Genomic DNA, 7,398 nt, shown 5'->3' with positions numbered 1-7,398 from the left:
TGGCCGGGCGCGCGCTCGCGCCGGCGAGCACTGCGCAGGCCGAGCCGCTGGCCAGCCGGCCGCAGCCCCTGGCGGCCTGGCTCGAGGGGCTCGAGCGCCATCCGCAGCTGGCCGAGCGGCACAGCCGGCTGGCCGAAGCGGGACGCCAGCGTGAGCTGCCCTGGTATGCGCTGCTGGAGTCGAGCGTCAGCCTGAGCCGCGATTTCGAGCGGCGCAGCGGCACCCGGCAGTCCGGCGGCGACTGGGTCGCCAGCCTGGACGTGTCCGCGCCCCTGGACCTGCTCGGCTACGGCAATGCCCGGCAACGCGAGGGCGAGGCGCGCTACCGGGCCGCCGAGGCGGCGCTGGAGGCCGAGCGCCATGACTTGCGCCGCAGCCTGGCGCAGGCCCTGCGCAGCCATCGGCTGGCGCTGGAGGCGCTGCAGTGGCAGGGCGAGCAACGGGAGGTCGCCCGCCGCCGTACGGTCGAGCGGCGCCTGCGCGACGCTCTGGAGGGCGAGGCCGGCATGGCGCGCCGCCAGGAAGCCGAGCTGGAGCTGCACGAGGTCAGCCTGCAACAGGTCGCGGCCTGGCACGGGCTGTGGCTGGCCGAGGCGGAGTTGCGTCTGTTCGCCGACGATGCCGCCGCCGCGCCGCTGCTCGGCACTGCCCGCGAGCACTGGGCGCAGGCCGTGGAGGAGGGCGCCGACTGGCGCCAGGGCGTGTACGTCTGGGACAGCCGCGCGCTGCTCGATCGCCAGCGCCGGCCCGCCGAGCTGCGCGCCCTGCGCGAGGCCGGCATGCAGCGCCTGTACCTGGGGTTGAGCGCGGCGCAGGTCGCACGCCTGGACGCGCTCGAAGGCGAGCTGCGGGCGCTGCTGGCAGAGGCGCGCGCCGCCGGCCTGGAGCCGCTGCTGCTGCTCGGCGAACCGGACTGGCTGCGCAGCGGGCAGCGCAGCGAGCTGGGGCTGCTGCTGGCGCGCCTGGCCGGGCTGCCCTTCGCCGGTCTGCATCTGGATCTGGAGGTGGAGCAGCTCGGCTGGCCGGTGCCCGGCCAGCGCCTGCAGGACTGGCTGGATACCCTGGCGCTGGCGGTGCGCAGCAGTCCCTGGCCGGTGGAGCTGTCCAGCCACCACCGCTGGTTCGCCGCCGACCCCGGCACGCCCTGCGTGCCCTGTGCGCTGCCGGGGCTGGGCGTCCGCCAGGTCAGCCTGATGATCTACACCGCCGACACCGGGCGCAGCGCCGCCCTGGCGGAAGATATCGCCCGGCGCTGGCCGGCGCTGCGCTTTCGTCTGGCGCAGAGCGTCGAGCCGCAGCTGCCGGCGAGCGAAAGCCTGGCCGGGCGCAGCCGCGGCGAGCTGCAGGAGCAGGTCCGCCGCTGGCAGACGCGGCTGCAGGGCACGGCGCTGGGCGGCGTCGACTGGCAGGCCTGGCCACACTATCCCCGTTGAGGCGCCGCCGATGAAGATCCGTTTCGACAGCCCCAAGGAAAGCCGGCCGACCGAGGACCAGGGGCTGCGGGTGCTCTATGCGCCGGGCAGGCGCCTGGCCTTCCGCCTGCGCTGGTACCTGATCCTGCTGCTGGTGGCCAGTCCGCTGCTGTGGCTGGGCGGGCGCTGGCTGTGGTCGACGCTGCGCGTGGAGGCGCCGGCGCGCCTGCTGGTGCCGATCCTGCAACTGCGCGCCTTCGACAGCGCACAGGTCCGCGAGGTGCTGGTCGTCCCGGGGCAGACGGTGGAAGCCGGCGCGCCGCTGCTGCGGCTGGACAATCCGCAGTGGCGCGAGCGCCTGGCGCTGCTGGCCGAGCCGGACCAGGCGCCGTCGGATGCCCATGGCTTGCCGCAGCGCGAGCGGCAGGTATTGCAGGAAGCGCAGGGGGCGGCCGAACGGCGTCTGGCCGAGCTGCGTCGCCTGTTCGCCCTCGATGCCGCGACCCGCGGCGAGCTGCTGCAGGCCGAGAGCGTCCTGGCGACACGCCGCCATGAGCTGCTGCAGTTCGAGCAGCGCCAGCTGCGCGTCGAGCCGGCGGAGGCGGTCCAGCGCCGGCTGGAGCGGCAGTGGCTCGAACGGCGCCTGGCGGCCCTCGAGGTGCGCGCGCCCGAAGCCGGGCGGGTGCTCGACGTGGCGGTGGCGGCGGGAGAGGGGGTCGCTCCGGGGCTGCTGCTGCTGAGCCTGGAGCGCCGGCAGGACGTGCAGGTGTGGGTGTACCTGCCGGCGCGGCAGGCCGGCTACGGCCGGGCCGGGCAGGCGCTGACCCTGTACCTTCCCGACGGTTCGACGCGGGCGGCGCGGGTACGCGGCGAGGCGCACGATGCCGTACCGATGCCGGCCGAGCTGCAGCCGCCGTTCGGCGCGGCGGCGCGCGTCCTGCTGGTGCGGGTGGAGCCCCTGGAGCCCTGGCCGGCCCGCTGGCGGATCGACCGCCTGGGACTGCAGGCGCGCTTCGCGCGCGACTGGCGACGGACCCTTGGCCTGGAAGAGTGAGTCGCCGGGCGATAAAAAAAGCCCTTGGCTTTCACCAAGGGCTTTCGAATCTGGCTCCGCGACCTGGACTCGAACCAGGGACCCAATGATTAACAGTCATTTGCTCTACCGACTGAGCTATCGCGGAACAACGAGGCGTATCTTACTGATTTCTAAGGCGAAGTCAACACCCTTGCGGTGTCGACTTCGCCTTGCGGATCAGAGCACCTCGACGATGGCGCGGGTGACCACTTCGAGGTTCTTGCTGTTCAGCGCGGCGACGCAGATGCGGCCGGTGCCGACGGCGTAGATGCCGAACTCGTTCTTCAGGCGCTCGACCTGCTCGCCGGTCAGGCCGGAGTAGGAGAACATGCCGCGCTGGCGGGCGACGAAGCCGAAGTCGCGCTTGGCGCCGAGGGCGGCCAGCTGCTCGACCATGCCGTTGCGCAGCTGCTTGATGCGGCTGCGCATCTCGCCCAGTTCCTCTTCCCACATGGCGCGCAGTTCGGGGCTGTTGAGCACCGCGGCGACCACGCTGGCGCCGTGGGTCGGCGGGTTGGAATAGTTGGTGCGGATCACGCGCTTGACCTGCGACAGCACGCGGCCGGCTTCTTCCTTCGACGCGGTGACGATGGACAGCGCGCCGACGCGCTCGCCGTACAGCGAGAACGACTTGGAGAACGAGCTGGAGACGAAGAACTGCAGGCCGGAGTCGGCGAACAGGCGCACCGCCTCGGCGTCCTCGGCGATGCCGTCGCCGAAGCCCTGGTAGGCGATGTCGAGGAACGGCACGTGGTTGCGCTCGCGGACCACTTCCAGCACCTGCTTCCAGTCGGCGGAAGACAGGTCGACGCCGGTCGGGTTGTGGCAGCAGGCGTGCAGCACGACGATCGACTGCGCCGGCAGGGCGCGCAGGTCGGCGAGCATGCCGGCCAGGTTCACGCCCTGGGTAGCGGCGTCGTAGTAGCTGTAGTTCTGCACCGGGAAGCCGGCGGATTCGAACAGCGCGCGGTGGTTCTCCCAGCTCGGGTTGCTGATCGCCACCACGGCGTCCGGCAGCAGGCGCTTGAGGAAGTCGGCGCCGGTCTTCAGCGCGCCGGTGCCGCCGAGGGACTGGGTGGTGACCACGCGGCCTTCGGCCAGCAGCGGCGAGTCCTCGCCGAACAGCAGCTTCTGCACGGCGCTGTCGTAGGCGGCGATGCCCTCGATCGGCAGGTAGCCGCGCGGCGCGCGGGCTTCCAGGCGGGCCTTCTCGGCCTCGATCACGGCGCGCAGCAGCGGAATGCGACCTTCTTCGGTGAAGTACACGCCCACGCCCAGGTTGATCTTGCCCGGGCGGGTGTCGGCGTTGAAGGCTTCGTTGAGGCCCAGGATGGGGTCGCGGGGCGCCATTTCGACGGCAGAGAACAGACTCATGTGCGGCAGCTCTGTGAGTATGAGGGTGACGGGCGGATGCAACGCCCAGCCATCACTGGGCTAGGGGGTTGCGCAGACGGGGCGATATTATAGACAGCACCATCCCGGTGCGGCGATACGCAGGTGCGGCGAAAACGGCCGTTGGTGCGACATATGGTCGCTGCTGGCGGAGCACTGTCAGCCGTGGTCGTTGCCGCGGGAGTTTGTCCTTTCAGGGTACGCACATGTCCAGGTTCAAGCTTGTCACCCGCTTCAAACCCGCCGGCGACCAGCCGGAGGCGATCCGCCAGATGGTCGAGGGCCTCGAGGCCGGCCTGTCGCACCAGACCCTGCTCGGCGTGACCGGCTCGGGCAAGACCTTCAGCATCGCCAACGTGATCGCCAGGGTGCAGCGGCCGACGCTGGTCCTCGCCCCCAACAAGACCCTGGCCGCGCAGCTGTACGGCGAGTTCAGGAGCTTCTTCCCCGACAACGCGGTGGAGTACTTCGTCTCCTACTACGACTACTACCAGCCGGAAGCCTACGTGCCGTCCTCCGACACCTACATCGAGAAGGACGCCTCGATCAACGACCACATCGAGCAGATGCGCCTGTCGGCGACCAAGGCGCTGCTGGAGCGGCCGGACGCGATCATCGTCGCCACCGTGTCGTCGATCTACGGCCTGGGCGATCCCGAGTCGTACCTGAAGATGGTCCTGCACGTCGACCGCGGCGACCGGCTCGACCAGCGCGAGCTGCTGCGCCGGCTGGCCGAGCTGCAGTACACCCGCAACGACATGGACTTCGCCCGCGCCACCTTCCGCGTGCGCGGCGACGTGATCGACATCTATCCGGCCGAATCCGAGCTGGAGGCGATCCGCATCGAGCTGTTCGACGACGAGGTGGAGAGCCTGGCCGCCTTCGACCCGCTGACCGGCGAGGTGATCCGCAAGCTGCCGCGCTTCACCTTCTATCCCAAGAGCCACTACGTCACCCCGCGCGAGACGCTGCTGGAGGCGGTGGAGCAGATCAAGATCGAACTCAGGCAGCGCCTGGAGTACCTGCGCGCGCACGACAAGCTGGTCGAGGCGCAGCGCCTGGAGCAGCGCACCCGCTTCGACCTGGAGATGATCCTCGAACTGGGCTACTGCAACGGCATCGAGAACTACTCGCGCTACCTGTCCGGCCGCGCGCCGGGCGAGGCGCCGCCGACCCTGTACGACTACCTGCCGGACGATGCGCTGCTGGTGATCGACGAGTCGCACGTCACCGTGCCGCAGGTCGGCGCGATGTACAAGGGCGATCGTTCGCGCAAGGAGACCCTGGTGGAATACGGCTTCCGCCTGCCCTCGGCGCTGGACAACCGGCCGATGAAGTTCGAGGAGTGGGAGGCGGCCAGCCCGCAGACCATCTTCGTCTCCGCCACTCCCGGCCCCTACGAGGCCGAGCACGCCGGACGGGTGATCGAGCAGGTGGTGCGCCCCACCGGGCTGGTCGACCCGCAGCTCGAGGTGCGCCCGGCGACCACCCAGGTCGACGACCTGCTCTCGGAGATCCGCAAGTGCGTGGCCGCCGGCGAGCGCGTGCTGGTCACCACCCTGACCAAGCGTATGGCCGAGGACCTCACCGACTACCTCAGCGACCACGACGTCAGGGTGCGCTACCTGCACTCGGACATCGACACCGTCGAGCGCGTGGAGATCATCCGCGACCTGCGCACCGGCGCCTTCGACGTGCTGGTCGGCATCAACCTGCTGCGCGAGGGCCTGGACATGCCCGAGGTGGCGCTGGTGGCGATCCTCGACGCCGACAAGGAAGGCTTTCTGCGCAGCGAGCGCTCGTTGATCCAGACCATCGGCCGCGCCGCGCGCAACCTCAACGGTCGGGCGATCCTCTACGCCGACCAGGTGACCGGTTCGATGCAGCGCGCCATCGATGAGACCGAACGGCGCCGGGCCAAGCAGATCGCCTTCAACGAGAAACACGGCATCGTGCCGCAGGGCGTCAAGAAGGACGTGCAGGACATCCTCGAGGGCGCCGTGGTGCCCGGTGCGCGCAGCCGCAAGCGCGGCGCGGCGGCCAAGGCGGCCGAGGAGAGCGCCCGCTACGAGGCGCAGCTCAACTCGCCGAGCGAGATCACCAAGCGCATCCGCCAGCTGGAGGAGAAGATGTACGAGCTGGCCCGCGACCTCGAGTTCGAGGCCGCCGCGCAGTTGCGCGACGAGATCCAGAAACTGCGCGAGCGGTTGCTGGCGCTGTAGGGTGAGCCGCCGCAGTGTTCGGTAGGGTGCGCCGTAGTGGTGCGCATGGCGCACCCTACGGTTCGGTGCCCCGAGCAGGGCGACTCAGGCGGCCATTGAGCACCACGCTGGCCAGCCCGCCGGCGACCAGCCCCCAGAACGCCGCACCGACGCCGAACAGGCTGAGTCCCGAGGCGGTGACCAGGAAGGTGATCAACGCCGGCTCGCGCTGGCGCACGTCCTGCAGCGCGCCGGCCAGGCTGTTGCTCAGGGTGACCAGCAGCGCCAGGCCGGCGATGGCGAGGATCAAGGCCTGCGGGAAGGCGGCGAACAGGCTGGCCACGGTGGCGCCGAACAGGCCGATCAACAGGTAGAAACTGCCGGCGCAGAGCGCCGCCCAGTAGCGCCGCTGCGGTTCCTGGCCGGCCTCGGGGCCGGCGCAGATCGCCGCGGTGATCGCCGCCAGATTGATGGCGAAGCCGCCGAAGGGGGCGAGCAGCAGGCTGGCCAGCCCGGTCCAGGCGATCAGCGGCGATACCGGCACCCGTTCGTAGCCCGAGGTGCGCAGCACCGCCACGCCGGGCAGGTTCTGCGAGGCCATGGTCACCACGAACAGCGGGATGCCGACGCCGACCAGCGCCGCCCAGGAGAACTCGGGGCGGACGAACTGCGGCACCGCCACGGCCAGCTCGACCGCCTGCCAGTGCAGCAGGCCGAGCCGCCAGGCCAGGCCGATGCCGAGCAGCAGCACCAGCAGGATCGTGTAGCGCGGCAGCAGGCGCTTGCCGGCGAGGTAGGCGAGGAACAGGCTGCCGACCAGCAGCGCCTGCTGCTCGAAGGCGCCGAACAGCTCGAGACCGAAACGCAGCAGCACGCCGGCCAGCATGGCCGCCGCCAGCGCCTGGGGGATGCGCTGCATCAGCCGGGCGAATAGCCCGGTGACGCCGCTCAGGGTGATCAGCGCGGCGCTGAACAGGAAGGCGCCGACCGCCTCGCCCATGCCCAAGCCGCCCAGGCTGCCGGCCAGCAGGGCGGCGCCGGGGGTCGACCAGGCAGTGAGCACCGGCGCGCGGTAGCGCAGCGACAGGCCGATGCTGGTCAGGCCGCAGCCCAGGCACAGCGCCCACAGCCAGGAGCTGACCTGGGCGGCGTCGGTGCCGGCCGCGGCGGCGGCCTGGAAGATGATCACCGCCGAACTGGTGAAGCCGACCAGCACGGCGATCAGGCCGGCGCTGACATGGCTGGGGGCCGGTAAATGGGACATGGGCGATCCTCGGACTTGAGGGATGGGCGACTTTGTGCGTTATTGCGCACGATG

Annotated in this window: 5 protein-coding genes and 1 tRNA gene; 3 read left to right on the top strand and 3 right to left on the bottom strand. The window is 70.8% G+C overall.

Annotation, left to right across the window (positions count from 1 at the left end):
- Both E5198_RS21450 and E5198_RS04910 read left to right on the top strand, forming a co-directional pair.
- Positions 1-1,433: TolC family protein (locus tag E5198_RS21450; RefSeq protein ID WP_168772475.1), on the top strand; the 1,433-nt coding region annotated here is incomplete at its 5' end.
- A 10-nt stretch (positions 1,434-1,443) separates the two neighbouring features.
- Entirely contained in the window at positions 1,444-2,466 is a 1,023-nt protein-coding gene (locus E5198_RS04910) for an HlyD family secretion protein (protein WP_136488898.1), read from the top strand.
- Between the two features lie 51 nt (positions 2,467-2,517).
- On the opposite strand, the gene E5198_RS04905 is transcribed toward E5198_RS04910, so the two are convergent.
- Together E5198_RS04905 and E5198_RS04900 are read right to left on the bottom strand one after the other, a co-directional pair.
- Positions 2,518-2,593 (bottom strand) — tRNA-Asn (locus E5198_RS04905).
- A 71-nt stretch (positions 2,594-2,664) separates the two neighbouring features.
- Entirely contained in the window at positions 2,665-3,861 is a 1,197-nt protein-coding gene (locus E5198_RS04900) for an amino acid aminotransferase (RefSeq protein ID WP_136488897.1), read from the bottom strand.
- Positions 3,862-4,085: 224 nt separating this feature from the next.
- Here E5198_RS04900 and uvrB point away from each other — a divergent pair, with 224 nt between their 5' ends.
- The gene (gene uvrB, locus E5198_RS04895) at positions 4,086-6,101 is read left to right on the top strand and encodes an excinuclease ABC subunit UvrB (RefSeq protein WP_136488896.1); all 2,016 of its coding nucleotides are present in this window, start codon (positions 4,086-4,088) and stop codon (positions 6,099-6,101) included.
- Positions 6,102-6,156: 55 nt separating this feature from the next.
- Here the strand turns inward: uvrB and E5198_RS04890 are convergent, their stop codons facing one another.
- A complete protein-coding gene (locus tag E5198_RS04890; RefSeq protein ID WP_136488895.1) occupies positions 6,157-7,344 on the bottom strand; it encodes a benzoate/H(+) symporter BenE family transporter in 1,188 nt (395 codons plus the stop codon).
- Positions 7,345-7,398: the final 54 nt, after the last annotated feature.

The organism is Pseudomonas sp. A-1 (assembly GCF_004801855.1).
Lineage (GTDB): Bacteria > Pseudomonadota > Gammaproteobacteria > Pseudomonadales > Pseudomonadaceae > Geopseudomonas.
This window is presented reverse-complemented; position numbering and strand designations above follow the sequence as displayed.

Coding starts and splice junctions, on each gene's coding strand:
- E5198_RS04910 (WP_136488898.1), top strand. CDS start 1,444: ATGAAGATCCGTTTCGACAGCCCCAAGGAAAGCCGGCCGACCGAGGAC.
- E5198_RS04900 (WP_136488897.1), bottom strand. CDS start 3,861: ATGAGTCTGTTCTCTGCCGTCGAAATGGCGCCCCGCGACCCCATCCTG.
- uvrB (WP_136488896.1), top strand. CDS start 4,086: ATGTCCAGGTTCAAGCTTGTCACCCGCTTCAAACCCGCCGGCGACCAG.
- E5198_RS04890 (WP_136488895.1), bottom strand. CDS start 7,344: ATGTCCCATTTACCGGCCCCCAGCCATGTCAGCGCCGGCCTGATCGCC.